20 protein-coding genes and 1 pseudogene are annotated in these 25,827 nt (G+C 53.8%); 4 read left to right on the top strand and 17 right to left on the bottom strand.

The features are described 5' to 3' along the window. Positions 1–140: 140 nt before the first annotated feature. The 4 genes from M8T91_RS10275 to M8T91_RS10260 form a co-directional block, all read right to left on the bottom strand. Entirely contained in the window at positions 141–1,325 is a 1,185-nt protein-coding gene (locus M8T91_RS10275; RefSeq protein ID WP_301414038.1) for a hypothetical protein, read from the bottom strand. 605 nt (positions 1,326–1,930) lie between these two features. Continuing rightward, the gene (locus tag M8T91_RS10270; RefSeq protein ID WP_301414036.1) at positions 1,931–5,080 is read right to left on the bottom strand and encodes an efflux RND transporter permease subunit; all 3,150 of its coding nucleotides are present in this window, start codon (positions 5,078–5,080) and stop codon (positions 1,931–1,933) included. Continuing rightward, complete coding sequence (locus tag M8T91_RS10265; RefSeq protein WP_301414034.1) at positions 5,074–6,612, bottom strand: efflux RND transporter periplasmic adaptor subunit; 1,539 nt, start codon at positions 6,610–6,612, stop codon at positions 5,074–5,076. Before M8T91_RS10265 ends, M8T91_RS10270 begins: the two co-directional genes overlap by 7 nt. Positions 6,613–6,792: 180 nt before the next feature. Further along, positions 6,793–7,194: a hypothetical protein gene (locus M8T91_RS10260; protein ID WP_301414032.1), complete on the bottom strand. Its 402-nt coding sequence runs from the start codon at positions 7,192–7,194 to the stop codon at positions 6,793–6,795. Between the two features lie 359 nt (positions 7,195–7,553). On the opposite strand from M8T91_RS10260, the pseudogene M8T91_RS10255 reads away from it, so the two are divergent. Then, positions 7,554–7,912 (top strand): annotated as a pseudogene (locus tag M8T91_RS10255) (integrase core domain-containing protein); the annotation flags it as partial. 254 nt (positions 7,913–8,166) lie between these two features. Here M8T91_RS10255 and M8T91_RS10250 read toward each other — a convergent pair. The 11 genes from M8T91_RS10250 to M8T91_RS10200 all read right to left on the bottom strand — a co-directional run bounded on the left by M8T91_RS10250 (position 8,167) and on the right by M8T91_RS10200 (position 20,587). Next, on the bottom strand, positions 8,167–8,718 hold the full coding sequence (locus M8T91_RS10250; protein ID WP_301414031.1) for a serine protease external chaperone: 552 nt from the start codon (positions 8,716–8,718) through the stop codon (positions 8,167–8,169). 13 nt (positions 8,719–8,731) lie between these two features. Next, positions 8,732–10,969, bottom strand: a complete 2,238-nt coding sequence (locus tag M8T91_RS10245; protein WP_301414029.1) for a S8 family serine peptidase — start codon at positions 10,967–10,969, stop codon at positions 8,732–8,734. Positions 10,970–11,822: 853 nt separating this feature from the next. Then, complete coding sequence (locus tag M8T91_RS10240) at positions 11,823–12,449, bottom strand: anaerobic ribonucleoside-triphosphate reductase activating protein (RefSeq protein WP_301414028.1); 627 nt, start codon at positions 12,447–12,449, stop codon at positions 11,823–11,825. Positions 12,450–12,453: 4 nt separating this feature from the next. Continuing rightward, positions 12,454–12,621, bottom strand: coding sequence for an anaerobic ribonucleoside-triphosphate reductase (gene nrdD, locus M8T91_RS10235; protein WP_301414026.1), 168 nt, complete (start codon positions 12,619–12,621; stop codon positions 12,454–12,456). After that, on the bottom strand, positions 12,614–14,713 hold the full coding sequence (locus M8T91_RS10230) for a ribonucleoside triphosphate reductase (RefSeq protein ID WP_301414025.1): 2,100 nt from the start codon (positions 14,711–14,713) through the stop codon (positions 12,614–12,616). Before M8T91_RS10230 ends, nrdD begins: the two co-directional genes overlap by 8 nt. A 288-nt stretch (positions 14,714–15,001) precedes the next feature. Beyond that, positions 15,002–15,436, bottom strand: a complete 435-nt coding sequence (locus tag M8T91_RS10225; RefSeq protein ID WP_301414024.1) for a GNAT family N-acetyltransferase — start codon at positions 15,434–15,436, stop codon at positions 15,002–15,004. A 1-nt stretch (position 15,437) separates the two neighbouring features. Beyond that, positions 15,438–16,694, bottom strand: a complete 1,257-nt coding sequence (locus M8T91_RS10220; RefSeq protein ID WP_301414023.1) for a cupin domain-containing protein — start codon at positions 16,692–16,694, stop codon at positions 15,438–15,440. 27 nt (positions 16,695–16,721) lie between these two features. After that, entirely contained in the window at positions 16,722–18,095 is a 1,374-nt protein-coding gene (purB, locus tag M8T91_RS10215; protein WP_301414022.1) for an adenylosuccinate lyase, read from the bottom strand. A 15-nt stretch (positions 18,096–18,110) separates the two neighbouring features. Continuing rightward, positions 18,111–18,746, bottom strand: a complete 636-nt coding sequence (gene hflD, locus M8T91_RS10210; RefSeq protein ID WP_301414021.1) for a high frequency lysogenization protein HflD — start codon at positions 18,744–18,746, stop codon at positions 18,111–18,113. Next, positions 18,739–19,899, bottom strand: coding sequence for a tRNA 2-thiouridine(34) synthase MnmA (gene mnmA / locus M8T91_RS10205; RefSeq protein ID WP_301414020.1), 1,161 nt, complete (start codon positions 19,897–19,899; stop codon positions 18,739–18,741). Before mnmA ends, hflD begins: the two co-directional genes overlap by 8 nt. Positions 19,900–19,996: 97 nt before the next feature. Continuing rightward, entirely contained in the window at positions 19,997–20,587 is a 591-nt protein-coding gene (locus tag M8T91_RS10200) for a pseudouridine synthase (protein WP_301414018.1), read from the bottom strand. A 148-nt stretch (positions 20,588–20,735) separates the two neighbouring features. Here M8T91_RS10200 and icd point away from each other — a divergent pair, with 148 nt between their 5' ends. Beyond that, positions 20,736–21,986 carry an NADP-dependent isocitrate dehydrogenase gene (gene icd, locus M8T91_RS10195; RefSeq protein ID WP_301414016.1) on the top strand — a complete coding sequence of 417 codons (1,251 nt, stop codon included), beginning with the start codon at positions 20,736–20,738 and terminating at the stop codon, positions 21,984–21,986. 98 nt (positions 21,987–22,084) lie between these two features. Here icd and cspD read toward each other — a convergent pair whose 3' ends face one another. Then, a complete protein-coding gene (cspD, locus tag M8T91_RS10190) occupies positions 22,085–22,375 on the bottom strand; it encodes a cold shock domain-containing protein CspD (RefSeq protein WP_301414015.1) in 291 nt (96 codons plus the stop codon). A 285-nt stretch (positions 22,376–22,660) separates the two neighbouring features. Here cspD and clpS point away from each other — a divergent pair, with 285 nt between their 5' ends. Further along, complete coding sequence (clpS, locus tag M8T91_RS10185; RefSeq protein ID WP_301414013.1) at positions 22,661–23,041, top strand: ATP-dependent Clp protease adapter ClpS; 381 nt, start codon at positions 22,661–22,663, stop codon at positions 23,039–23,041. Between the two features lie 134 nt (positions 23,042–23,175). Further along, positions 23,176–25,455, top strand: coding sequence for an ATP-dependent Clp protease ATP-binding subunit ClpA (clpA, locus tag M8T91_RS10180; RefSeq protein WP_301414011.1), 2,280 nt, complete (start codon positions 23,176–23,178; stop codon positions 25,453–25,455). A 97-nt stretch (positions 25,456–25,552) separates the two neighbouring features. On the opposite strand, the gene infA is transcribed toward clpA, so the two are convergent. Beyond that, positions 25,553–25,771: a translation initiation factor IF-1 gene (gene infA, locus M8T91_RS10175; RefSeq protein WP_299943510.1), complete on the bottom strand. Its 219-nt coding sequence runs from the start codon at positions 25,769–25,771 to the stop codon at positions 25,553–25,555. Between the last annotated feature and the right edge of the window lie 56 nt (positions 25,772–25,827).

Below are 25,827 nucleotides of genomic sequence, written 5' to 3'. Positions count from 1 at the left end.
AAGGGCGCACCATATGGTAATTGCCCGATGTGTAGCAAGGATGAAATCCTCCAAGTTTCACTCCTAATGGTCTTGGCCCTGACGCTCTCCCCCCCGTCGTCAGGGCTTTTTTTTGTGGGTTCTTGGTGTTTTTTAGCGAATCAAGGTCCCTTGTCGGTGAGATTGCCAATTGCCAGTGTCTCCACTGGCCGTCCAGCTGCTTTTTCCGACAGTGCTCTGAAGCGATCAAGGGTTACTTCTCCCCTGGTGCGGGCCAGTGCCCGGGCCACATCATCAATACTTGCTTTCCCGCCACTAGCGGCACAAATTTCTTTATCCAGCGCCATAATTACTCCCGTAGCACGGGCGGTTACTGGGCCGGAGGAGCGTTTCACCAGCAGGGTTGGTGCTTTTTCCCCCCATTTCATCAGATTATCCATCGCTTCCTGGTAGCGGGTTTCACTGATTCCCCCGGAGCGGCGCAGAATTTCCAGAGAGTAAAATTCAGCCAGGCCTTCGACAATCCAATCACTCTGGCTGTCACCGTGGATACCTGTGGCTACATGGATCAGTTCATGGATCATGCTGCTGGTGCGGTTTGCACTGATCAATGGTCGGTCTGCATGCATAAACAGGGAGCGAGGGCCGGAAAGCCCTCCACGCCACATGGGGTCACGGGCCGTTACGATCAACAAGCGATCGGGAAATAAAGGAAAGATTTTCTTGATTTCCGGCAGATTCCAATTGAGAAACGCGAGCGCATCCTGGCGATGAATGTTTTCTCCCAAAGGGCCGGAAACCCAAGTGGAGGTATCGGCGATCCAGTCTTGACGGCTGGCGATTTTTCCTACGATCATCCAGCCTTTGGGGCGCACAAAACGGCGTGTTGGGTCCGATAGCTGGTACAGGTATTTGTCAATCTTCGGATAGGGGAGGGCGGCAGACCAGTGCTTGGGTAGTTGCAGCTGCAATCGGGCGTTGGCATGGCCCTTACCGCTTGTTGATATGGGGGGAATCAGCTTGTCGCTACGGAGTATTGCCCAGTCTTCGGTAATCCGCGAGTCATAACTGCCGTTGTTTCTTTGGTTATCGATGATAAAGCTGTAGCTGAGTGTTGCCTTGAGTCCGGTAGGATGCCAGATAGCCCTGTTCTCCTCAATCTCCAACGGTTGTCTGCTTGACAGGTTCTTATAGCGACCCGAACTCAGGTTGAGGGTGAGTGTGCTAGGCAGTTGTTCGCCGCTTAATTCAATACTGACATGTGCCAGCTTTGTATCGGGCGCAATCCTTACGGTATACAGCAGCTCATAGCTCAGAGTGCTTTGGGAGAGTGTAATCAGTAGCAATGAAAGAGTGAGTAACCTAGCAAGCATCATGTGTTGGCTGGAAATCTAACAAGTTATCGATTGGACAACACGGAAGCTTACAGGTGCTTGCGTATTGCCAGCAAACAGTCAGCTACCGCTAGAGGAGCGCACAGGGGGCCGAAAAGTGTCCCTCTGGTGGGGCAGAAGGTCGGAGTAATCATTCTTTAACAGGTAATTTCAATTTATAAAAAAATACACTTAAAAAGTCGTTATCAAATTAAAGCGTAATAAAAATTACTAAAAGATCCTAAATAAGCGTGTAGATAGGCTCGGGTAGCCCCCACAATATGAGTAGCCTGAATCATGCCCAGACTTTCTCTGGCTGCCAAAACTGATAATCTAAAGCTCACAGTTGAAGTATCTGGACTCCACTTGAAATCCGTGAATCACAATCAAGACGATGCAGGCTCTGGGAGTGGCTACGCGCTTTGCCCCTGAATGCGCAGCGCCATTTGCCGAATAGTCAAAAGTCTATCGGGTTGCCGGTTCAATTGAAGGGCATCAATATAATGCTTGCCTTTGGGGTACTCTATAGCCATAAGGTAACCAGATCCAGTTGGGAAATTTTAGAGGGTATCATTAACTTACCGACGGGGGATTCTACTCTGCCATTGGAAAAATACCCCTGGCATCACCAACAGTACAAACACCAGTGTGCTTACCGTGCCCCCGACCATGGGTGTGGCAATACGTTTCATAACATCTGCGCCAGTACCATCGGAGATCATGATTGGTATCAAAGAAATTAGCAGGGTAAGACTGGTCATCAGCATCGGTCGGATACGGCTGGCTGCAGCTTGAGCTACGTGTCTTGTGGCATCCACAGGGCCGGGCACGGGACCAGTCAGTACACTGTTTGTGGCAGACAGGTAGTGCAACATCAACAATCCCATTTCTGCTGCGAGCCCCGCCATGGCAATCATGCCAACCCACACAGCGACGCTGAGTTTGTACTCCAGCAGGTACAACAGCCAGAAGGCACCGATCAGGGCCATGGGCATGGCTGTAAGTACAAAGAGTGTGTCAGCCAGGCGTCCGCGATGTAGATAAAGCAGGAAACAGATGGCTAGTAGAGTCAGTGGTACCAGCCATTGCAGACGGGATTTCGCACGTTCCAGATACTGGTATTGGCCGGCCCAGGCAATGCGCTGGCCGGGTATGAGAGAGATCTGGTCCGCAACCACTTGCCGTGCGCGGCTCACATAGTCAGCAACAGCGACCCCGCTTTTCAGATCGACAAATACCAACCCCACAAGCTGTCCATCCTCGTTGCGAATCATCGGCGGGCCTGTACGATAGTGGAGATTTGCCAATTGATTCAGTGGTATCTGGGCACCGTCCGATGCTGGTACCAATATCTGTTCCAGCTGCTCCGGGGTATCCCGGTAGTCGCGGGCGTAGCGCACCAGGACATCGTAGCGTTCGCGCCCTTCAATGGTCTGGGTAGTGGCGAGTCCGCCGGCGGCAGCCGAAATGACATCCTCGATGTCCTGGACATTGAGGCCGTGACGAGAGGCCCTTGTGCGATCAATATCAAAGTCCAGAAAGTAACCACCGGTAAGCCGTTCGGCGAAGACGCTGCGGGTTGCCTTTGCGGTGCGATCATCGGTGCGCAGGGCGGCCTCAATGGCCAGGGTGGTCTGTTCAATTTCCTCCAGGCTATCGCCGAATACCTTGATACCGAGTTGGCTGCGAATACCGGTCGCCAGCATTTCCGTACGTGTTTGGATTGGCATCCACCAGATATTGGGCATACCGGGGAAACGCAGTTTTTCATCCATTTCCGCGAGCAGGTCGTCCCAGCTAAGATCGGGACGCCATTGGCTCTTTGGTTTCAGGCTGATCACGGTTTCCACCATGGAGAGCGGCGCCGGATCAGTTGCACTGTTGGAGCGACCAATTTTGCCGAATACTCGCTCCACTTCGGGGAACCGCTTCAGTTCGGTATCCATCTGCTGCAGCACTTTGCCCGCCTCGGTTACAGACATGCCGGGCAGGGCTGTGGGCATATAGAGAATGCTGCCTTCATTCAATGGCGGCATAAATTCACTCTCGAGCCTGCTGATGGGGTAGGCCATTGAGACCAGAGCCAGCAGCGACAAGACGGAGACCACTTTGCGCCGGCGGATACAATAGTGAACCACCGGTTGCAGGGTTTTCACCAGCACCCGCGTCACCGGGTTTTCTGTGCTGCGGAATTTACCGCGGATCAATAACACCGCCAGGGCCGGGATCAGGGTGATGGCGAGCAGTGCGGCGAAGGCCATGCTATAGGTTTTGGTGAAGGCGAGGGGTTTGAATAAACGGCCCTCGGTGGCTTCCAGTGCGAATACTGGCAGGAAGGAAACCGTGATAATCACCAGAGAGAAGAAAATGCTCGGACCCACTGCCTGCATCGCGCCGATGATCAAGTCTCTGCGCTCGCCAGCAGAGAGCGCTTTGCCGCTGTTTGCCACGAGCTGTTTGTGAATGTTATCCACCATCACCACAGCCGCATCCACCATGGCACCGATAGCCACAGCGATACCGCCCAGGGACATAATATTGGCAGTCAGCCCCTGGATGGAAAGGGGGATAAAAGCCAGCAGTACAGCAATGGGTAGGGTAATGACCGCCACCAGTGCGGAGCGCACATGCAGCAGGAACAGCGCGATTACCGCTGCGACCACCAGCATTTCCTCCAGCAGGGTGTGTTTGAGGTTGTCGATGGCGCTGTTGATCAGGTCTGAGCGATCATAGGTCACGACCAGTTCCACACCCTCGGGCAGGCCGGCGCTGACTTCCTCGATACGCTGTTTGACCCGTTCGATCACTTTGAGGGCATTTTCTCCGTAGCGCATAATGACAATACCGCCCACGGTCTGCCCTTCGCCATCCAGTTCGGCAATACCGCGCTGCATGGCCGGCCCCAGGCTGATGTCGGCAATTTGGTTGAGGGTCACGGGAATCTTTTCCGCATTGACTCCGATGACAACCTGCTCAAGATCCCTGACGCTTTGGATATAACCGCGACCGCGCACCATGTGTTCGTGGCCGGCAATTTCCAGCACGCGCCCGCCGGTATCGTTATTGCTGCGGCGGATGGCTTCGACCACTTTACCCAGGGGAATATTGAACATCCCCAGGCGGTAGGGGTCGATTTGCACCTGGTATTCCTTCTCGAAGCCGCCAATGGAGGCCACTTCGGCAACCCCAGCAACCGAGGTAAGCCAGTAACGCAGCTTGAAATCCTGCAGGGCGCGCAGTTCTTGCAGGTCGTTCTTGCCGCTGCGATCCACCAGGGCGTATTGGAATACCCATCCCACACCGGTGGCATCCGGGCCCAGGGTGGGTTGTACATTCTCAGGCAATTGAGCTGTCGCTTGGTTCAGGTACTCCAGAACCCGCGACCGAGCCCAGTATATATCGGTGCCGTCTTCAAAAATGGCATAGACAAAACTGAGTCCGAGGAAGCTCTGGCCTCGCACAGATTTAACTTTGGGGAGCCCCAGCAACGCAGAGGAGAGGGGGTAGGTGATCTGGTCCTCCACCAGGTCAGGGCTGCGACCGGGCCATTCTGTCATCACGATAACCTGGGCATCGGACAAGTCTGGGATGGCATCCAGAGGGACGTTTATCAGTGCACGGTAGCCTGCCAGTGCAGCTATAGCCGCAAGGACCAGGGTAATGCCGGGTTTGCTGGCACAGAGGCTGATAATGCGCGCAATCAGTCCTTTCGGTTGGGAAGTTACCATTGTTGCGCCCCCGACTTCAGACGGCTTTCCGCAGCGATCAGAAAAACGCCGGAAGTGATTATCCTGTCCCCGGCCAGCAGGCCGGAGCGGATCACTATCTGGTTGCTGTCCCCATAACCTGTGCGAACTTGAACCGGCTCCAGGCGGCCTTCACCCAGATCGCGAAACACAATGCGTTTGTTGCCGGATATCAGCACGGCATCCCGCGGAACCACCAGTTGGTTGCCCAACTCGGCACTGAGCAGGATGTCTGCAAACACACCGGGGCGCAGCTCGCCAGTGGTATTGGGTAGCGACACACGCAGGCGTGCGCTGCGGTTGCTGTGGTTGAGGAAGGGGTCTATCTGGGTAAGTGTGGCGGGTATGTCCCGGTGCTGAACATTGGTGAGGCGCACCCTGGCAGGCATACCGACTTGCAGAAGGGGGAGCTGATCTTCATAGGCGTGAGCTTCGATCCATATCCGGCTCAAATCGGCAATTCGCAGCAGGTTCTTCCCTTTTTCAAAGGAGGAGCCGGCAACGATATTTTTCTCGATAATCACCCCGCTGGCGGGGGCAAAGATCGGTATATAGTCTTGCGCTTTCTGCTGTTCTGCCAGCCAGTCAATTTGTGTTGCGGAAAGCCCCCACAGCAGTAGACGCCTGCGCGCTGCCTGTTCGAGGGCGTCCCCCCGGCGACGAGCTTTCAGGTACTCATCCTGCACTGCCAGCAGTTCCGGGCTGTATACAGTAAACAGTACATCACCGCGGTTGACCTGTTTGCCTACGAAGTCCGCATCCAGATCGCCGATCCAGCCATCGAAACGAAGGCTGATATCGCGTAAGCGGGTTTCATCATAGGTCACCTGGCCGTGCAGATGCACTGGCAATGAGAAGGGTTTGCGTTCCACGATGCCGGTTTTGATACCAATGGCCTGGCGCCTGGCACTTTCCACTACAAGGCTGTTGCTGTTTAACTCGTCGTGACGCACCGGCTGTAAATCCATACCGCAAATTGGGCAGGCCCCAGGATCAGCGGATTTGACCGAAGGGTGCATGGCACAGGTGTAATAGGCGGCATCGGAAGCCCGTGGTGCCGACTTCAGTTGCAGCCCCTTGCGGTTGGTACTCATGTCGAAGGAGAGATCCACATGCTGATCGTGGCCGGTAGCCACATCTACCACCATTGGCCAGGAACCCACCATCGCCAGTTCCATCTCGCCCTGAAAAATACCAGGGGCTGTTTCGCTGAAGGCTGCCTGGGCCCGCATCGCCGGCATGGCGCCCATGGCGGGCATTTCTGCCACAGCGCGCACCTGGGCACCGGCTACCGGATTGCCCTGTGAATCCCGCACTTCGACACGCAGTTGGTTTCTGCCTGCGCGGGGTTTGAGGGGATCGATGGACACTGCAACCTGGAATGGGCCGGTTTGAATAAAATCCGCCGCCCTGTTTGCCGATTGTGGAAAGTGGCCTTTCCAGAAAAAAGCCCCTGTCGCCGCCGCAAACATAAGTCCCAGGGCCAGGTAGCCAATACGGTTAAGGCGATTCATGGTTTTCCTCCCTGGCTGGAGAGAGCTCGTTCGCCAGTGTGCCGGACGATCGTGGTTTTTTGCCTGCTGAGGGCAGCAATGGGGTTATTGGCAGTCAAGATTCGCTCCTCGGACAATGATTCTGAAAGCCCGCACACTCAAACGGTGGTGCGGACAGGGGGAGTCAGAGAACGGGAGCGATCAAATACGCAGGCGCAGGGTATCGAGCCAGGTGCGGTTGCCAGGGTAGGGGAGGTGAGAGAGGAGGCCGGTGGCTCTGGTTGGCGCTGGTGGGGCAAGAATCTGCGGCCACTGGTAAGTTGGCGGCGGCGCAAACTGCGGCAGTTCAGGTGTCAGGGGCGCTGTGGTCAGGGCTGCCTGGTGACCATCCAGAGGTGTCTTGAGGGAAACCTGAGCTTCATACTCGCAGCAATCCATCGGGGGCTCGGAGTCCGCGGCCGTATGATCACAGCAGCAGACGGCCCCAGATGCCGGGCGATCCATCATTTCACAGGCCAAAACAGCCTGCACCTGTAACATCAGCAGGAGCAGGGTCGCCAGCGAGGCCAGTCTGGTGCGGAATCTGGATGGGGCGTGTTTCATTGACAGTAAATCATACAGCAAGGGATACCATTGGGCAAAGTACCGGGGTTCGGGTTTCCAGGCAGCTGCCACTTATAAGGTTACCTTAGTTGCTTCTCGAGACACTGTCATGGTGCTCTGCTCTGCAAACGGCGAGGTGCGTGGCAGCAAAGGGGCAAACGCGCTGTTCGCAGCTACGCATTGTCCGGTTGCATATGGATATCAATGACTTGCGAGTACCTTTTCATCGTAAGCGATCAAGTAACCCCATCTGCAAGGCCAGTCAAATTCTCTCTACTCTCCGGGTTTACACCGACTTACCGTGAGCGCAGACCGTTGGGAAGATTGAAGCTCTGTTGCTATGGAATCTTCAGAGCAAAGTGATTAATGTATTAACAGACCTGTTCATTTTACGTGGTGTTCCCGCCTTCATCCGGCCAGACATTGGCCCGGAATTCATGGCACAGGCGGTCAGGGACTGGATCACATCTGTTGGCGCAAAGGTGGCTTACATAGAGCGGGGCTCACCCTGGGAGAATGGGTACTGTGAAAGCTTCAACGCCCGGCTCAGAGACGAGCTTCTGAACGGTGAAATATTCTATACATTACAAGAGGCGGAATTTATTATTGAGGGGGGCGGAAGCACTACAATACCAAGCGGGCACACAGTGCCTTGGGCTACCGCCCACCGGCCCCGGAAACCACCGTGGAGAAAGAGCCATGGCCCGCTATGCACTAACATTTAAACTGGACCACCTTGGTGGGGCTGATCACTGATCACAATGGAAGCAGACCTGACGAGTGAATCAAAGGGAGGTGTTAATTGAGCGCTTACGTATATTCTGAAGAAGAATGGCGTGTGATATGGATGATGTGAGATAAAACTATTGGTAGTGTTCAGAATTCTGAACTCTACCATAAAAAGGGCATCAGTTATAAGGTGATGCCCTTTGTCTGTCTCAGATAAAACTTGCTAATTTAGGTAAGTTTTAGCTATTGCGCTTTGTTCATAGTCTCTGTAACTTCAACTCGACTTTCAAGCGTTAAGCCCGAATGTTGTATCGCATTCAAAGCTTTTAACAAGTCATTGCTTTCTCTAACTTTCAAGATGGCAATGTCAGTGCCGGGAAATTCCGATAATACTTCCATGCCAGCAACTGATGCTACTTCTGACGCGCTGACATTTTTACCTAATAAAACTGTGATATTACCAGTTAAAGTTGTTAGTTCATCGGTAAGTGTATTTCGTACTATTGTACCTTTAGCAACAATGTCTGTTGCTGCATCAGCATTGATATTCACTATGGCCATTTCACCTTTTATTGCAACAACCTGCTCTGGTGCAGCAATCGATGATGGGACACTGGCCATTGATCGCTCAACCCTAAAGATACCAAACTCAGCAGAGCTCGCTCTTGCGCCGGATATCGTTCCTAGCGGCTTGACCTTTATATCATTCTTTTCCATGTTGTCAACAGCACTAGCCTGCGCCATCCCTGATAAATACAGTGCGGCAGTTAAGATCATTAATGTATTAAGCTTCATTGTATTACCCTTCTTATTGAGCTGCACGTCCGAATGTTCTTAGTGATACACCTTCCAGAACACTCTCTACAGGATTATTTATCAGGCCTGTCGCCCCAGAAAAGTTATTCGTGCGTGAGAATTCGATGTTAGTTTCACCAGTATCTAATGCTCTGATAGTCCAAGATCCTTTAGCATTTTCACCATAAAATGCATTGGAAAGAACTACGACACCATCCATGATGTAACCAAGGCTAGGTCCATCAGTAAAGTTTTGAGAAGGTGCTATTGCTGCCTGCTTGGAAGAAAGTAAAACACTTCTGGTGCCTGAAGGAGAAATGACTTCAAGCGCTAAGTCGTTACCAGCTGAGGTTAATAGACTGTCATTTAAAATGAAGCCCATATGATCATTGCGAATATCAAACTCGAACTGCATAGCTTCAATAATAATATCTTCTGTAACTTCGATTTCCTGACTCACACCAGTTGCATTATTGTCTGGAATAATCGCCTCCAAGGCGGCTTCACCAGCAGTTGAGCCCAGGCCTTGCCATTCGGTGATAATTTGCTCGCCAAGGCTCTCTGAGTAATTTAAAGCCATGGCAACAGCTGCACCTGCATCAACTCGACCAAAGCCATAAAGGTTATTAAAGTGATAACCAGCTGCGTTTTCAATCCAGCCAGCATGAGCAACAAAAGAGCCCTCTCCAATTGGCAGTTCAACCTTTTCGTTTTCAGGGTCATTCATAGTGCTTGTCGAAGCTAAAATGTGTCGAACATCACGCCAGGTCAACTCTGGGTTTGCTGATAAGATTAGAGACACAACACCGGATGCATTCGGCGCAGCAGAAGACGTACCATTGAAGGTTGAAATATAGTTACAACCCACATTCTCTGGATGGCCTGGGTAGTTGAATGAAAATATGAAGGCTGCAAGTTCTTCGCCATATATGTCTATCTGTCTACTATTAAAGCCAGAAGTACCATTAATACAAGTCATTTGATCAGTTGTTACCATGGCAGGAGCAGAAACACCAAATTCACCAGCAGGAGCAGATACCATTATGCTTGCGCCAGCTGTTGAATAACTTGTATGTTTACCGTTAGCGTTCACCGCTGCAACATTCAAGTAATATGGGTGAGCGTGACTAGTCTGGAACGCTGAGTTATAACATGTTAGGCCTAACTGATTAGCACCATTATCAGCACATAAAGAACCTTCACGGTTGTCGCGACCGCTGCCCCCAAAAGCATTGCCACTAGACTTCATGCTCAAGGCACCTTTGCCACCTCGAAGCATCAGATTCGGGTAAGATTCAATAGCTTCATCTAAAGCTGAGTAAGTATAAAATGCAGGGGTGGTATGACCATAACTACGGTTAAATGCTGAAATTTCTTCATCTGCAGAAATACCACTTCCAGGAAATCCATGAATCAATAGCTCTGTTTGTGCTATTTTATCTACACCTAAATAGTTCATACCGATTAGCCCTGTGTCTGGGGCTACACCACGGCTACCTATATTGTTCCAGCCTTTAGCTGCGATTAAGCCAGCCACACTAGTACCATGATCACCACTATTAGAAGTGCTCGTTGGGTCTGTTCTGTCAATTGCTGATGCGTTTAAATTGATAGAGCGATTTGGTAATACATTACCTATCAAGTCTTCATGGCGAATTTCTAAGCCTGAATCTACAACAACCGCTGTCACACCGGCACCTGTGACACCTTGAGCATAAGCAGCTGCAACATTCATGTCTTCGCCAGCAACAAGTTCTTCGGTTTCATTCTCTACAAATAGTGCATAAGCTTTTTGGCCTGTATTGCGCAGGCTCCATTGTTGATAAGCTAAAGGGTCATTTGCAACATTCGTGATCTTAATGGTTGCAGAAGCTGAAGCATCATTTGCTGTTACAGTATAAGCAATAGAGGCGGCTTGTCCTGAGATCGAAGTATATTCAAATTGATCACCAATTAATGATAATTGACCATGACTAAATGTATAAACGCCATCAACAGGATTAATAATCTCATTTTTTTCTGAAAAACTATACGTTAAAGCATCACCATCTGGATCGCTGCCCAATTGTTTTCCAGATATCGGAATCCATTGCTTTGCTCCATCTATAGTGACATTATTCACAGTTGGTGGAGTATCAAAAACAACGGAGCCAGGAGCAGGAGAAGACGAATTATTATCGCTTCCACAGCCTGATAATGTTAATAAAAGTACTGCTTGAATTGCAGAAATTTGATACATTTTTCTAATCATTTATATTTCCCATTATAGTAAATTATCGGGCGCAGGAATTATAAACCACCTCAAGCGTGCCTGGCCATAAACCGTGGAAATTTCATCAACTTCAGCACACAGATTGGGAATGTCAATATTCTGCGCAATCTTACCGTGATTTTTCAAAAGGATTTGGTGTGATGTCTTTAATGTCGCGAAAGGGGAATTTGGGCGAGGTGCCTCTCGTGGGCTTCGGGGATACGCTGAAAAATAAATTAGTGCTACCCCGTTGCTTTGTCGCCTGGGCGTAAGGACAAGTAGCTATCGGGGCATATATCGAGATTTTTTATAATTGCTTGCGCTGCCTTCACGGCTTGGCAGCCTGGCTTTGGCTGAACTTGCTTGATGATATTTTGAATCAGGCAAACTCAATTTGCACGAGTTTGCACTTTATTGTCAGTAAATAATAAAATGACAGGAAGGTTACTGCGCAGACAAATAATTTGTCTGTGGTGGAAAACGAGACAATCTCGGCTGGGAATTTTTGCCAGAGTGATGACCGAGTGCCGCCTGCTAGTCTACAAGTTAACGTTAACCTTGGGCGGAGTTTAAATCTATATGGAAAAGGTGCCAGCCGTCAGGTGTCAATAATTGCGGGCTATCCAAAATGTATTAAGCGGGCATTGGACTTGTCGATACCAGATATTAACTTTTCTGTTTCCAGTACAGAGGTCGCTACGGTTGACAGTGACGGGGCTGGTATCAGTGATGATATTAATCTGGCCGTAGGCTCGGACCCTACTGGGGAGAAGTACTCCGTATGCAGAGGTGCGTTGTTGGGTTAGCGATAGGTATCCATGTATTATGTGCATCTCTTAACCCTTGCCTGAATTTACAATGACAATCGAAGCGTTTCATCTAAAGCCTGTGCGCTGTTGCAGGGTTGTATTTCCAGGTGGGGAATCCCGAGTAGCCGCAATTTTTGACGGATCTGGTCCAGTTCGCTGTGGCTTGTGAGCCGGGGGTGGTGGGTCAGGCGTACCTGCAGGGGAATGCCGGCCTCTGCCAGGAGTTTTGCACTTTGCCAGGGTGCAGCTCCACTGCGAGCCACACCGGAAATAGCCGGGTAATTTTCCGGCAGGGCCTTGATATCAAGGCCGACCCAATCCAATCGGGGGATCAGGCGGCGCAGGCGGCGCGGGTAGATACCGGCGGTATGCAGGCCCACCTTGAATCCCAGTTTGCGCACCTCGGTTACGGCACCCTCCAGGGCTTCCTGAGCTGTGGGCTCGCCGCCGGAAAATACCACCGCATCCAGTAACCCGCGACGGTCGGCAAGAAAGTTCACAACCTGTTCCCAGCCGTGGGTACTAGGAGCACGGGCGGGCAGCAGATGGCCGTTGTGGCAGTAGCGGCAGCGCCAGGGGCAGCCCTGGCAAAAGACCACTGCAGCCAATTCGCCGGGATAATCGATGGCGGTAAACGGCGTAAAGCCGCCGACTCGCAGGTGCGCATTCATGATTTTACACCGAGCCCGGTTTGCTGTTGGCTACAAAGAAACGGCGCTCCCGGTGTTCGGATTGTTTGCCGGGGTTCCAGAATGAGACCGGACGGTGATAGCCCATCACACGGCTCCAGACCTCGCAGCGGGTGCGGTCTTTCTCTTTTAATACTGGGGCTTGTTTATGCATGGCATGTCTCCTTGGTAGTCAAGTGTGAATTGCTGCAGGAGCGTTGCTTATTTGCGAGCAGCGCCTCGTCACAGCGGGGGCAAAATTCGTGCTCGCCGCTAAGGTAACCATGCACCGGGCAGATGGAAAAGCTGGGGGTTACCGTGATGTAGGGCAGGCGATAGTGCTGAAGTGCGCGCTGTAACAGCCGGCGGCAACTGTCACTATCTGGCAACTGCTCGCCCAGATACAGGTGCAATACGGTACCGCCCGTATACCGGGACTGCAGGGACTCCTGCCGGGCCAGGGCTTCGAAAGGATCGTCGGTAAAGCCCACGGGCAGTTGTGATGAGTTGGTATAGTAGGGCGCTTCTTTACTGCCGGCCTGGATGATGTCTGCGAATCGCTTGCGATCCTCACGGGCAAATCGATAGGTGGTGCCCTCGGCTGGCGTCGCCTCAAGGTTGTAGAGATGGCCTGTCTGTTCCTGGAATTCTGTCATGCGTGTGCGGATATGGTCCAGCAGTCCTTCGGCCAGATGGGTTCCTGTTTCAGTGGCAATGTTCTCGCGGTCACCACTGAAATTGCGCAGCATCTCGTTGATGCCATTTACCCCGATGGTGGAAAAATGATTGCGCAGAGTACCCAGGTAGCGGAGGGTATAGGGAAACAGTCCTGCATCCATGTGCCGCTGGATAATTTTGCGCTTGACCTCAAGTGAATCCCGCGCCAGTTCCAGCAGCCGATCCAGGCGGGTGACCAGGGCATCCCAATCGCCGCGGTACAGATAGCCGAGACGTGCACAATTGATCGTTACTACGCCGAGAGAGCCCGTCTGTTCTGCGGAACCGAACAGACCGTTACCGCGTTTGAGTAATTCGCGCAAATCCAACTGCAAGCGGCAGCACATGGAGCGCACCATATTCGGGCTCAGGTCTGAATTGATAAAGTTTTGGAAGTAGGGCAGGCCATAGCGGGCTGTCATGGCAAACAGGCGCTCTGCGTTGTCGCTGTGCCAGGGAAAATCTGCAGTGATGTTGTAGGTGGGAATCGGAAAGGTAAAAACCCGGCCGCGTGCATCGCCCGCGCTCATCACCTCGATATAGGCGCGGTTGATCAAGTCCATTTCTTCCTGCAGAGCACCATAGGTGAAGGGCATTTCCTCGCCTGCGATCACCGGTACCTGATCGCGCAGATCCTGCGGGCATACCCAGTCAAATGTGAGGTTGGTAAAGGGCGTTTGGGTCCCCCACCGGGACGGCACATTGAGGTTGAAAATCAATTCCTGCATACATTGGCGCACGGTGGGGTAGTCCAGTCGGTCCTTGCGCACATAGGGGGCCAGGTAAGTATCGAAGGAACTGAAGGCCTGGGCGCCAGCCCACTCGTTTTGCAGGGTTCCGAGAAAATTGACAATCTGGCCTACGGCGCTGGATAGATGTGCCGGTGGTGCGGATTCCACCTTGCCCGGCACGCCGTTCAAACCCTCGTGCAACAGGGTGCGCAGCGACCAGCCGGCGCAATAACCCGCGAGCATATCGAGGTCGTGGATATGCAGGTCACCATCTCTGTGGGCCGCGCCGATTTCATTCGAATAGACATGATTCAGCCAGTAGTTGGCAATCATTTTGCCGGCACTGTTCAGAATCAAACCGCCCAGAGAGTAGCCTTGATTGGCGTTGGCCGCGACACGCCAATCTGCCCGCTGCAAATACTCATTGATTGAGGTTTCCACATTCACCAGGGACTGCCGATCACTGCGCAGTTGCTGATGCCGGCCCCGATAGGCAATATAAGCCCGTGCAGTATCCACATAATGGCAGCTGATCAGCACCTGCTCGGCAATATTCTGGATCTCCTCGATATCAATTGGTGCGCTGTCATCAAAGCGGTGGCCAATCACTTGCAACACCGACTGGGTGAGACGCAATGCTTCCTCTTCGTCATAAGCCTGGGTAGCGCGCCCGGCACGCAAAAGTGCACTGGTGATTCGCCTGGCATCGAAAGCCAGTGTGCGTCCATCGCGCTTGCAGACCAGAAAGCCTTCCGGCGTTGTGGCTGGGTGTGCCGAGCTGGACAGATTTTGGTTGGCGGGAGTGGCAATGCTCGTCATAGGCAGTCCTCAAAAACACTGCGCGAAGCATAGCGAGGCGCTTGGGGTAGCACTTGATCTGGATCACTATATATTGACTATAAAAAGCAATGCTGCACAATATATGGTATTTTCCGCTTTTGAGCGGAGTTGTGGGTGGAGGCTGTAGTGCCCAGGGGGAAGTCAACCTGAAGCTTTAGGTGCCACTGTCGGCTGCAGGTTCGGTATGAGCCTGGATGAGCAGCTACGCCTGGTGATGAGTGCTGCCTTTCAGGCCGGCAATCCAGCGCGTCAAGGGAAGGCTAATGGTCAGCCAGATAATGAATCCAGATCCCGCACCATCCTGATATGGGGGATATTCGCCTCTGAGAAAATGTCACCTTCGACAACAAAGCCAGACCGACTGTAAAACCCCTGGGCTTGTTGCTGGGCGTGCAAATAAACACGTTGGTGCCCAAGGTGTCGGGCATGTTCGCAAATGGTCTCAAGCAGCTGCGCGCCATACCCAAGGCCCCGTGCAGATTTTTTGATTGCTAGGCGACCGATCTTGCCACCTGCTGTCAGACGCCCAGTGCCTATTGCCACGCCATCTTCGAAAACAAGGAAATGCTGGGCGCTTTCTTCCAGAGTATCCCACTCCAAATCGGCGGGGACTTTCTGTTCCCGCACAAACACAGTCTCTCGGATGGTGCGGATAGTGCTTCGCTCGCTATGCCAGTTAGCAGTGCGGACAACAATAGCCATATCAGAAATCCTCCGGGGGATAGATGAGCGTGCCCTGGGAAACCAACTGATCGATCAGGCCATCTGCGACGCCCAGTAGCGGGTAGTTGTCGATATCGCGCCAGCGGATTGTGCGGTTTGCAGTAAATTGTCTGGCAAAAGCAAGGGGCACAGGGAGGGCTTCCCCATCTACAAACAGCGTTGCAGGCTGGCGACAAAAGGCACAGCGCGATGCAGGATTCAGTACCAGCGACAGTCCCCGGCGCAGTTGTTTCCGCCAGTCGGCAGCGCTGTCCGCATCCAGGGCTACGATATCTGGATATTTTGCCTCGGTCATCACCGCACCGAACCACCGGGTGATTTTCTCCGGCTGTTGCAGCCAATGGCCTATCTGTTTTTGCAAACGTACCACAGAGGCCGCGTCAATTTCAGCGGGATTTCCTGTGGGCTCTATGCCCGCATCGGTGTAGCGCATGCTGTCTGGCAATCCCGTTGCGATTTCGCTGGCGAGTTCTTCGAGAATCTCGGCGGCAGAGGGCGCGCGAAAACCGATGGAAATTGTTGTGCAGGCGCCTTCGGCAATACCCCAGTGGCTGTATTGCGGGGGCAGGTAAAGCATATCGCCCGGTTCCAGTATCCAGCGGTTTTCCGCTTCGAACGCGCTGAGGATACTGAGTGGTGTGCCCGCCAGCCGCGGCTGGGTTTCATCGACTTTGGGCCCCTGCTGCCAGAGGCGCTTGCCCTCCGCTTGGAGTAGAAACACATCATAGTGGTCGTAGTGCGGACCCACGCTGCCCTGGTCGGCGGCATAGCTGATCATCACATCGTCAAGGCGCCAATCGGGTATAAAACGAAAGCACTCTTTGAGTTCGGCTATTTCAGATAACCATTGATCAGCGGCCTGAACCAGTAGGGTCCAGTGGGTGCGGGGCAGGGAGAGGAAGTCCGCCTCGGTGAAAGGTCCTGTGCGCAGTTGCCAGGGTTCGTTTTCCCCCTGTTCCATTACCAGGCGCGATTCCACCCTTTCTTCGAGGGCCATGCCCGCCAGCATTTCAGCGGAGATCGGGGATTTGAAATCGGTAAAAGCGTTGCGGATCAGCAGGGGTTTTTGCTGCCAATAGTCGCGCATAAAAATGTCGATCGGCATTTCACCGAGATGGGTCAGGGGGCTGGGCATGGGAAACTCGTTATTGAAAACCAAAAGTGCACCGGCGTGCTGTTTCCGGTCATTGCCCACTGGAAGGCCCGGAGCGCGCAGGCAGTGTCTCCATGCGGCCACCTGCCGGTGGCCGCAGTCGGGGCTTGGTTAAAGCTTGCGAGCCTGTTCCGCGGCATTTCCGGTATAGGTGGCCGGAGTCAATTCCAGCAGGGCACTCTTGGCTTCGGCAGGAATCTCCAGGCTTTCAATAAATGTTTTCAGGGTTTCACGGGTGATGCCCTGGCCGCGCGTGAGGTTCTTGAGCTTCTCGTAGGGTGCCTCAATATTGTAGCGGCGCATCACGGTCTGAATGGGTTCCGCCAGTACTTCCCAGGCATTGTCCAGGTCTTTTGCGAGGCGCTCACGGTTGATTTCCAGCTTGCCCAGGCCCTTTGTGGTGGCGGCATAGGCGATGGCGGAATAGCCGACACCAACACCCATATTGCGCAGTACGGTAGAGTCAGTCAGGTCGCGCTGCCAGCGGGACAAGGGCAGCTTGGCGGCCAGGTGCTGCAACATGGCGTTGGCCAGGCCTAAATTGCCCTCGGAGTTTTCGAAGTCGATGGGGTTGACCTTGTGCGGCATGGTGGAAGAGCCCACCTCGCCGACAACCACCCGCTGTTTGAAATAGCCGAGGGAAATATAACCCCAGATATCCCGATTAAAATCAATCAGGATGGTGTTGAAGCGTGCGATTGCATCGAACAGTTCAGCGATATAGTCGTGTGGCTCGATCTGGGTGGTGTAGGGGTTCCAGGTCAGGCCCAGGGAATTGACAAAGGCTTCTGCATATTCTTCCCAGTCGACCTCCGGATAGGCGGACAGGTGTGCATTGTAGTTACCTACCGCGCCATTGATTTTACCCAGCAGGGGTACTGCGCGGATTTGATTTATCTGACGGCGCAGGCGCGCAACCACGTTGGCGAGCTCCTTACCCACGGTGGAGGGGCTGGCGGATTGGCCGTGGGTGCGCGACAGCATGGGCACGTCGGCAAAATGTTGGGCAAGCTCGGCGATTTTGTCCACGAGGTTGTGCATTGCTGGCAACAGGACCTTTTCACGCCCGGCGCGCAGCATCAGTGCGTGGGCAAGGTTGTTGATGTCTTCTGAGGTACAGGCGAAGTGGACGAATTCGCTGACTCCGGCCAATTGTACATTGCTACGGATTTTTTCCTTGAGGAAGTATTCGACGGCTTTTACGTCGTGGTTGGTGGTGCGCTCGATCTCTTTGATACGCCGGGCATCTCCCAGGGAGAAGTCAGCCACGATGCGGTCGAGCAGCTGGTTGGCGTCGTCGTCGAACTGCGCTACCTCGGTGATTTGCCTGTGCGCGGAGAGTTGCTGCAGCCAGCGTACCTCTACTTCAACGCGGGCGGACATCAGGCCGTATTCGCTGAAAATAGCGCGCAGAGGGGCGGTCTTGCTTTCGTAGCGGCCATCAATGGGGGATACCGCTGTGAGTGCGGAAAGCGCAACGGTCATAGTCAATCTCCGGAGCTAGTGATTTGTGGATTCGAGTTGTGCGATCCAATCATTGGTCGCATGCAATAGTCTCTTGCGCTGAAACAGCAGGTGCAGGCGGCGACCGCCCAGTTGCCGCCACAGGGTTGCGGCACGGATGCCGGCAAACAGCATGGAGCGGATCTGGTTGGCGATGCGCTGCTGTTGCAGGTAGTTAAAATCACCGAGTACCTGAATTCGGAAGCGGAAGGTGCCGAGGGTATCGCTGTAGATACTGGCCAGGTTTGAAAACACATTTTCGTGTGTCGGGGCGAAATGCTCGGCCTGGGCTTTGGCTTTTTGCAGGCGGTTGCCGATGATGGAAAGGAGTGCGCTCTTTTTGCTGAGCTGCCGCTGCAGATAGAGTATAGAGAGCGCATACCGAAGGCAGTCGGTATATTCTGGATGCTGACGTGACTGTAACAGTTGTCTTGAAACCTGCAGCCCTGGCAGTAGATTGGCGGCACCGCCAAAGACAGTGTCGGTGTGGTCGGGATTGAGCTGAAACAGGCTGAACACACCTGTTTCCAGCTGTGTCTGTGGAGCCGTGCCGGTCTTTGCCAGGCGCTCTACCAGTGTTGCAGCTTGAAATATTCCGGCCAGTGCCAGAGCCTGATCCCGCCAGTTATTCAAAATCGCTCCTTAGTGCTTGTTGTTTTTTCGACACGGCAGAGCCGATGCCGGTGGATTTTTCTATCACCGCACCGCCAAGGCAAACTTCGCCGTCGTAGAGTACCAGTGATTGACCCGGTGTCACGGCGCGCTGTGGCTTATCAAATGCCACAATCAGGTCACCATTTTCCTGTACCTGCACTGTGCAATCCTGGTCTGGCTGGCGGTAGCGGGTTTTCGCCTGGCAGCGGAATGTTTTGCCGGGTGCAGCACCATTAATCCAGTGTGTCTGGGTTGCTTCCAACCCTGTGGCATAGAGCAGGGGGTGGTGTGCACCCTGTACAACGATCAGTACGTTGCGCTGCAGGTCTTTGCCCACCACGTACCAGGGGTCCTCCCCGCCACCTTTGACACCGCCGATACCCAGGCCCTGTCGCTGGCCAATGGTGTGGTACATCAATCCCGCATGGCGCCCCATGAACCTGCCTTCCGGCGTTTCCATATCCCCAGGCTGTGCCGGCAGGTACTGTTCCAGAAAATCCTTGAAGCGGCGCTCGCCGATAAAACAGATGCCGGTGCTGTCTTTTTTGTTGTGGGTGACAAAACCGTTTTTCTCAGCAATACGCCGCACCGCGGGCTTTTCCAGCTCTCCGAGCGGGAAGAGGGCGCGGGCAAAGGCCGCTTCTTCCACCGCGTGCAGGAAATAGCTCTGATCCTTGTTGACATCCAGCCCCTTGAGCAGATAGGTGCGCCCCTTGATATCGAGACGGCGCGCGTAGTGGCCGGTGGCAATGGCATCTGCGCCCAGTACTTCTGCGTATTCCAGAAAGGCTTTGAATTTGATTTCGCGATTACACAGGATATCCGGATTGGGCGTACGCCCGGCCTTGTATTCCGCCAGGAAGTAGGCAAAGACATGATCCCAGTACTCAGCGGCAAAGCTGGCAGTGTGTAGATGGATACCAAGCCTGTGGCAGATGGCCTGGGCATCAGCCAGGTCGGCCCTGGCGGTACAGTATTCGGTGCCGTCGTCCTCGTCCCAGTTCTTCATAAACAGACCCTCCACCCGAAAGCCCTGCTGGATCAGGCGCAGTGCGGCTACGGAGGAATCGACACCGCCGGACATACCGACAATGATACGCTTGGGCGGCTTGCTGGGTGTGGAGTCAGACATATAGAGACTGTCGCTACCTCACTGGAAGAGAAAAAAGGGGCGAATTTTACCTGTGAAAACACCTCGGACCAAGACCGCTTGGATTTTCCGCTAGCATCTACCGCTGCCGACGTTTTTGCCCGAGCTTTGAGGGGGCCTGATTGACGGTGAAAATTTCCTCCATCCGGTACTCTCCGGGTTTGAGCGCGCCGAGATGCCAGTGGCCGATTGCCATACGCACCAGACGCAGGGTGGGGAAACCGACAGCTGCGGTCATCCGTCGAACCTGGCGGTTGCGGCCCTCGCAAATGGTCAGTTCCAGCCAACTGGTGGAAATGGATTTTCGCTCCCGAATCGGCGGTGTGCGCGGCCACAGTTTAACATCGGACAGGCGCCGGGTCCTGGCCGGCGCAGTGCGCCCCTCTTTGAGCGGTACGCCACGGTCCAGAGCCGTGAGCGCATCAGCACTGATTTCCCCTTCAACCTGGACCCAGTAGGTTTTTGCCACCTTTTTCTTTGGGTGGCTGATTTGGTGTTGCAGCGCGCCATCGGCTGTGAGCAGCAGCAGCCCTTCCGAGTCAAAATCGAGCCGGCCGGCGGGGTAGACATCCTTTTCGCGGACGTAGTCTGCAAGCGTGGGGCGGCCCTGGGTATCCGTAAATTGGCTCAGGACGCCGTAGGGTTTGTTAAGAAGAATGAGCTTGGCCATAACAAAAATCCGGTATTGTAATCCAACTACAAAAAGAGGCCGATGCTGCTATAATCCCGCCGTTTTTGTCCTGGTCCGAGGGTGCCGGGGCAGTGATGCAAGCAATGCTGGGCCTAAAAAGTCACAGAATTTAGGGAGTTTACGCAATATGGGTCATATCCAAGTGCCGGCAGACGGCGAAAAAGTTACAGTCAATGCCGACGGTTCTCTGAATGTTCCGGATCGCCCGGTGATTCCCTTTATCGAGGGCGACGGCATCGGTGTGGATATCACCCCGGTCATGCGCAAGGTGATTGATGCTGCAGTAGAGAAGGCTTACGGTGACGGCAAGAAAATTGCGTGGATGGAAATCTACTGTGGAGAAAAAGCGGCCGAGACTTACGCGGGTGACTGGTTCCCAGCCGAAACCCTCGCCGCGATCAGGGACTATGTTGTCAGCATCAAAGGCCCTCTCACCACTCCGGTAGGTGGGGGGTTCCGTTCCCTGAATGTCGCTCTGCGCCAGGAGCTGGACCTGTATGTCTGCCAGCGGCCGGTGCGCTGGTTCAGCGGCGTGCCCTCTCCGGTAAAGGAGCCGAACAAGGTAGATATGGTGATCTTCCGGGAAAACTCCGAAGATATCTACGCCGGTATCGAGTGGAAAGCGGACAGTGACGAGGCGAAAAAAGTCATTAAGTTTCTGCAAGACGAGATGGGCGTTAAGAAAATCCGTTTTCCGGAGCACTGCGGTATCGGCGTCAAGCCGGTCTCTGCCGAAGGCACCAAGCGCCTGGTGCGCAAGGCGATCCAGTATGCCATAGACCAGGACCGCGATTCCGTTACCCTGGTACACAAAGGCAATATCATGAAGTTCACCGAGGGCGCCTTTGCTGATTGGGGCTACGAACTGGCGCGCGATGAGTTTGGCGCTCAGCCTCTGGACGGAGGGCCCTGGCATAGCTTCAAGAGCCCGACAACCGGTAAGGAAATCATTATCAAGGATGTGATTGCAGATGCCATGCTGCAGCAGATCCTGCTGCGCCCGGCGGAGTATGATGTTATCGCCACTCTGAATCTGAACGGTGATTACCTGTCCGATGCCCTGGCTGCTCAGGTGGGCGGAATCGGCATTGCACCGGGTGCCAACCTTTCCGACGAAGTCGCGTTGTTTGAGGCTACGCACGGCACAGCACCCAAGTATGCCGGTCAGGACAAGGTAAACCCCGGCTCCCTGATCCTGTCTGCGGAAATGATGTTACGTCATCTGGGTTGGAAGGAAGCGGCAGATCTGGTTATCAAAGGTATGGAAGGCGCTATCGAGGCCAAGACGGTTACTTATGATTTCGAACGCCTGATGGAGGGCGCCGAGTTGAAATCCTGCTCGGAGTTTGGTGGCGAAGTTATCAGGCACATGACCTAGATTAACGCCGGGCTGGCCGTCCGGGCGACGGCTGCAGACAAGCCCTTCACCGGCAGGTGGAGGGCTTTTTTGCCTGAGTGTATAGCCGGGTAGGGCGTCTAATCCAGCGCCTCGGCTTCCTTTTCCCTGAGTGCTTCAGAAGGCATCGACTCAGTTTCGTGACTGACGGGTCTGGAGTCCCCTGCAGGCACAGTGGAAATATTGGTTGCGTGATAACCTTTATCGCCTCGAATGATATCAAAAGTGACCTGTTGGCCAGCTTTCAGGGTTCGATAACCCTCCATCTGAATTGCGGAGTAGTGTGCAAAAAGGTCCTCCCCTCCGTCATCCGCAAGAATAAATCCATATCCCTTGGCATTATTGAACCACTTCACGGTACCGGTAGGCATAGCGAACTCCCTCTAATTGCCCAGGCGGCCCCCTGGCCACCGTACAGAGTTTTTATTTTTATTTGAACTGCGAATGAATCGGCTGCGATCCTGACTGCGATTAATGGCTGCGAATGAGGCAGACAGTACCTCTTGTAGTCAACTGGCGTGAGAATGTCAAGAAACCCAGTTGGCTACTGCGGTATTCCTGTGTCGATGGTCAAATAAGGTTACAATGGCAGGTCATTAGTGTTTGTGCAGGTGGCAACGTCCGGGCTCGAAAGAAAGAATGCATTGATAATTTTTATGAGTATTACGCAAATCATTAAACTAAATGCCAGTGAAGGGGGGGGAGACCTCGAGGATCGCGGGTTCTCAGACGGTGGGCTCGCCCTGGAAGAGGCGCCACCAAAGTTAAAGCGGCCCCCGATGTACAAGGTGGTGATGCTCAATGATGACTATACCCCCATGGACTTTGTGGTTGAGACTCTGGAGCGGTTTTTTGGTGTCAATCGGGAGCGTGCCACGCAGTTGATGCTGCAGGTACACACGCGGGGAAAAGCAGTGTGCGGTGTCTATACTCGGGATATAGCGGAGACAAAGGCCGCCCAGGTCAATCAATTCGCCCAGGAGAATGAACATCCATTGCTGTGCGAGATTGAGGCGGATGAAAGTAAAGACCAGTGAGCTTGAACAGAGCTGCCTTTGAACTAGGGCCCCGTCACCTGAAAGGAATCAGCCAGGATACAGACGCCGGCAAAGGGTGCGCGCCAACCAGCGGAGTCGGCGGGAACTATTGGCGATTACGGTTTGAGGTTTAAATGCTCAGCAAGGACTTAGAGGTAACGCTTAATCTGGCGTTCAAGGGTGCGCGCGCAAAACGGCACGAATTCATGACCGTAGAGCACCTGTTGCTGGCACTTTTGGACAATGAATCGGCAGCCGATGTATTGCATGCCTGCGGAGCCGATCTCAGTGCGCTGCGGCGTGAACTGCTGGAGTTTGTGGATTCCACCACCCCACTGATTCCCGAGGCCGATACCGACCGCGAAACCCAGCCGACACTCGGGTTCCAGAGAGTCCTGCAGCGGGCCGTTTTCCACGTCCAATCCTCCGGCAAAAAAGAAGTGACCGGGGCCAATGTCCTGGTGGCGATCTTTTGCGAGCAGGAAAGCCAGGCTGTTTACTATCTGAAGCAGCAGAGTGTTGCGCGCATCGATGTGGTCAATTACATCACTCACGGAATTTCTCGTGTCGGTTCCAGTGGCAACAATCACCACCACAGCCCCGATGCTGCCCCAGAGCAGGTCGACGAAGAGATTGGCGGTGGTACCGAAGCCGGTGGTGCGGACCCTCTGGGAAGCTACGCCACCAACTTGAACCAGGAGGCTATTCTAGGCCGTATCGACCCCCTGGTGGGGCGCGGCCCGGAGGTGGAGCGGGTTACCCAGGTGCTGGCACGCCGGCGTAAAAACAATCCATTGCTGGTTGGCGAGTCCGGCGTCGGTAAAACGGCTATCGCCGAAGGACTTGCACGGCGCATTGTGGATGAGGATATTCCCGAGCCCCTCAAAGAGAGTACCATCTACTCACTGGATCTCGGTTCTTTGCTGGCCGGTACCAAGTACCGTGGGGATTTCGAGAAGCGCTTCAAGGCACTGTTGGCCGAACTGAGGAAGCGTGAGCACGCGGTGCTGTTTATCGATGAGATCCATACCATTATCGGTGCCGGAGCAGCCTCTGGTGGCGTAATGGACGCCTCCAACCTGCTTAAACCGCTGCTCTCCAGTGGCCATCTGCGCTGTATCGGCTCCACCACATTCACGGAGTATCGCGGTATCTTCGAAAAAGATCGCGCCTTGTCCCGTCGCTTCCAGAAGATTGATGTGAGCGAGCCAACCGTGGAGGAGACGGTGCAGATTCTGCAGGGGCTTAGGAGCTGCTTCGAGGATCACCACAAGGTGCGTTTTACCGAGGCGGCTCTGGAAGCGGCGGCGCAGCTTTCCAGCCGCCATATCACCGAGCGTTTTCTTCCGGATAAGGCCATCGATGTCATCGATGAGGCCGGCGCCTACCAATCGCTATTGCCCCTTGAGGAGCGTACAGAGATCATTGGCGTGGGGGAAATTGAGTCGGTGATCGCAAAAATGGCCCGTATCCCGGCCAAGAGTGTTTCTGCGTCGGATAAAGAGCAGCTGTCCAAACTCGACGATAACCTCAAGATGGTGGTTTTTGGCCAGGATCGGGCTATCGAGGCACTCAGTACCGCAATCAAGCTCAGTCGTGCGGGTTTGGGTGCCGAAGAGAAACCGATAGGCTCCTTCCTGTTTTCCGGCCCCACCGGTGTCGGCAAGACCGAGTTGTGTCGGCAGTTGGCGAAGGTGATGGGCATTGAACTGATTCGCTTTGATATGTCGGAGTATATGGAGCGGCACACGGTTTCCCGCCTGATCGGGGCGCCGCCGGGCTATGTGGGATTTGACCAGGGCGGCCTGCTGACCGACGCTGTTACCAAGCATCCCCACAGCGTGGTTTTGCTGGATGAAATTGAAAAAGCCCACCCCGAGGTGTTTAATCTACTTCTGCAGGTGATGGATCACGGCACCCTCACGGATAACAACGGGCGCAAGGCCGACTTCCGCAATGTGATCCTGATTATGACCACGAACGCCGGCGCCGAGTTGATGAGCCGCCGCTCAATTGGTTTCTCCAGTCAGGATCATTCCACGGATGGTATGGAGGAGATCAAAAAGATATTCACCCCAGAGTTCCGCAACCGCCTGGACAGCGTTATCCAGTTTGCTGCCCTGCCACTGGATGTAGTGAAAACGGTGGTAGACAAGTTGATTGTCGAACTACAGACGCAACTGGATGATTCACGGGTGACCCTGGTTGTGGATGATGAGGCTCGCGAGTGGCTGGCCGTGCACGGTTACGATGAAAAAATGGGGGCCCGCCCCATGTCCCGCCTGATTCGCGACAAGTTGCGTAAACCCCTGGCCGAAGCCGTTCTGTTCGGTGAGTTGGCGGAAGAGGGAGGGCGTGTGAGAGTGACGATAGAAAATGATGAGTTGGCAATAAAAACCGCCGTGCCAGCCTGATTATCGATGGATGCGCGATTGCAACAAATAAAGCCACCTGTGGTGGCTTTTTTTGTATGGTCAAGCTGCCGGAAAGGCGCCTTCACCAATGCGCAGATTAGCGCGCCCGGTAGGTGATACGCCCCTTGCTCAGATCGTAGGGGGTCAGTTCCACCTTGACCTTGTCACCGGTGAGGATGCGAATATAGTTTTTGCGCATTTTCCCCGAGATATGTGCGATGATCACATGTCCGTTTTCCAGCTTCACGCGGAAGGTGGTATTCGGCAGAGTGTCAATCACCTCGCCTTCCATTTCAATATAATCGTCTTTTGCCATGCGGCAGCAACCTTAAAATATCTTGATCTGACCTGTACCCCGGAGACACTCTGGCC

It is taken from the genome of Microbulbifer sp. MI-G (assembly GCF_030440425.1).
Lineage (GTDB): Bacteria > Pseudomonadota > Gammaproteobacteria > Pseudomonadales > Cellvibrionaceae > Microbulbifer > Microbulbifer spongiae.
This window is presented reverse-complemented; position numbering and strand designations above follow the sequence as displayed.